We start from the raw sequence: 1,792 nt of genomic DNA on the forward strand, positions 1-1,792 counted from the left end.
ATATTGAGTAATATCCAGATGACGGTAAAAAAAACACTAAGCCAAAGAAAACGCGAATCTATCGTGGCCGCTGCCATCGCAGAGTTTACCGAGCATGGCTATAAAGCCACCAGCATGGATAAAATATCGAGCCGCGCGGAAGTATCAAAGCGCACGGTTTACAATCACTTTGCGAGTAAAGAACTGCTACTGGATGAGATTTTAGACAGCATTTGGAGCAAAACACTCGCAGCGACTCAGTTCCCCTATCAAGCCGAACAACCGCTAGATGAACAACTTACCTCTATAGCCAACCAAGAACTTGAGCTTCTCGAGTCTGAAGGTTTCATCGACTTATCTCGCGTACTGTTCTCTGAATATTTTCATAACGCAGAACTCGCGCATCAAGCGATGGAAAAATATTCTCAAGCAGAAAGCGGCCTGACGACTTGGATCAAAGCGGCATTGGCTGATGGGCGTTTGGTTGAACTCGACCCATTGTTTGCATCCACTCAGTTTATCGCCCTGCTGAAATCTTTTGCATTTTGGCCACAGATCATTGGTCATGCGCCCTCTCCTGATAAGCAGCACAAGCAAATAATCATTAATTCCAGCGTCGAGATGTTCCTTAAACAGTACCAAGCGTAATAAAAGTTGAGCTCTGCTAAGTTTTGTTGGGTTTAATTAGAGATGCACAAACGAGTGATGTATCATGCGCTCGTTCTACGCTTTCCTGTTTAGCGGTTGCAGAATGTGATTCATACCAACCTTAATTCGGACACAAAGACCAATATTCCATGCCAAAGTTGATAAGCAAAATTTGGGTACATGCTTTTATGCTATTCGCTATGTTAGTGGCCACCGTCAGTGTGGACAGTATCGCGAACGCCAATGCTATGCAGGTAACTCAAAATCAATCAACCTTATCGCTGAACACCGATTCCTCATTCGACACCAGTGACTCATTCCCATATTCCAGCGCGCAACCCAATGTAGAACACCACTGCTGTGGCTCTGTATGCTTGCTTAAAATGCCACCGTTGATTGTGTCAGAGTCTTTTGATACCCAAATTGGTTCATTGGCTTTGATCGAGAAAGAGCCTTCACACAAGGCAATCATGTCGCCACAAGCTCCTTATCGCCCTCCTATTTCTTAATTGTTTGTCCCTGTTTGGCAACGCTTGCCAACGTATTACTAATACAGCTCTATCGCTGTAAACAATGACATCCAAATTTAGGAAATAACACATGAAAAAGCTATTTAGCCTATTCGCAGCTCTGATCATGAGCGCCTCAATTAATGCCGCTCAGTTTGAAGAAGGTACTCACTACAAGATCCTCGACGTAGCGAAAGCAGATAAGCCAGTCGTTACCGAATTCTTCTCGTTTTACTGCCCTCATTGCTACAAATTTGAAGGCGTCATTGAGTTCCTTAAACAAGATCTACCAGAATCAGCAAGCTTTCAAAAAGTGCACGTAGCGTTTATGGGCAACGACATGGCTGTGCCTATGGCAAAAGCTTACGCGACCATGATTGCACTCGACGCTGAAGACAATATGGTTCCAGCAATGTTCGCCAAAATTCACGAGAAGCAACAGACTCCAAGAAACGAAGCGGAACTGCGCCAGATCTTCATTGATAACGGTATCGATGCGAAGAAGTTTGATGCGGCCTACAACGGTTTCGCAGTTAACTCAATGCAGAAGCGTTTTGATAAGCAGTTTGATGCGAGCACATTAACTGGCGTTCCAGGCGTATTAGTTAACAACAAATACATCGTAAAACCGGATCAAATCAAGAGCTACGAAGAGT

The 1,792-nt window shown here is 44.2% G+C and carries 3 protein-coding genes; all 3 read left to right on the top strand.

Annotated features, from left to right (window positions below):
* Window positions 1–18: 18 nt before the first annotated feature.
* Window positions 19–627 (top strand): TetR/AcrR family transcriptional regulator, encoded by a 609-nt coding sequence (locus tag AB4653_RS16435; RefSeq protein WP_009847169.1) that lies wholly within the window; start codon window positions 19–21, stop codon window positions 625–627.
* A gap of 149 nt (window positions 628–776) precedes the next feature.
* Complete coding sequence (locus tag AB4653_RS16440) at window positions 777–1,136, top strand: hypothetical protein (RefSeq protein WP_102257824.1); 360 nt, start codon at window positions 777–779, stop codon at window positions 1,134–1,136.
* Between the two features lie 91 nt (window positions 1,137–1,227).
* Window positions 1,228–1,792, top strand: a 565-nt coding sequence (locus tag AB4653_RS16445; protein ID WP_372104753.1) for a thiol:disulfide interchange protein DsbA/DsbL, incomplete at its 3' end; no start/stop codon positions are given.

Source organism: Vibrio sp. 10N.222.48.A3, assembly GCF_041475345.1.
In the GTDB taxonomy this organism is placed as follows: domain Bacteria; phylum Pseudomonadota; class Gammaproteobacteria; order Enterobacterales; family Vibrionaceae; genus Vibrio; species Vibrio tasmaniensis_A.

What these genes read in the sequence shown, in the direction of transcription:
- AB4653_RS16435 (WP_009847169.1), top strand. Translation starts at nt 19, where the DNA reads ATGACGGTAAAAAAAACACTAAGCCAAAGAAAACGCGAATCTATCGTG.
- AB4653_RS16440 (WP_102257824.1), top strand. Translation starts at nt 777, where the DNA reads ATGCCAAAGTTGATAAGCAAAATTTGGGTACATGCTTTTATGCTATTC.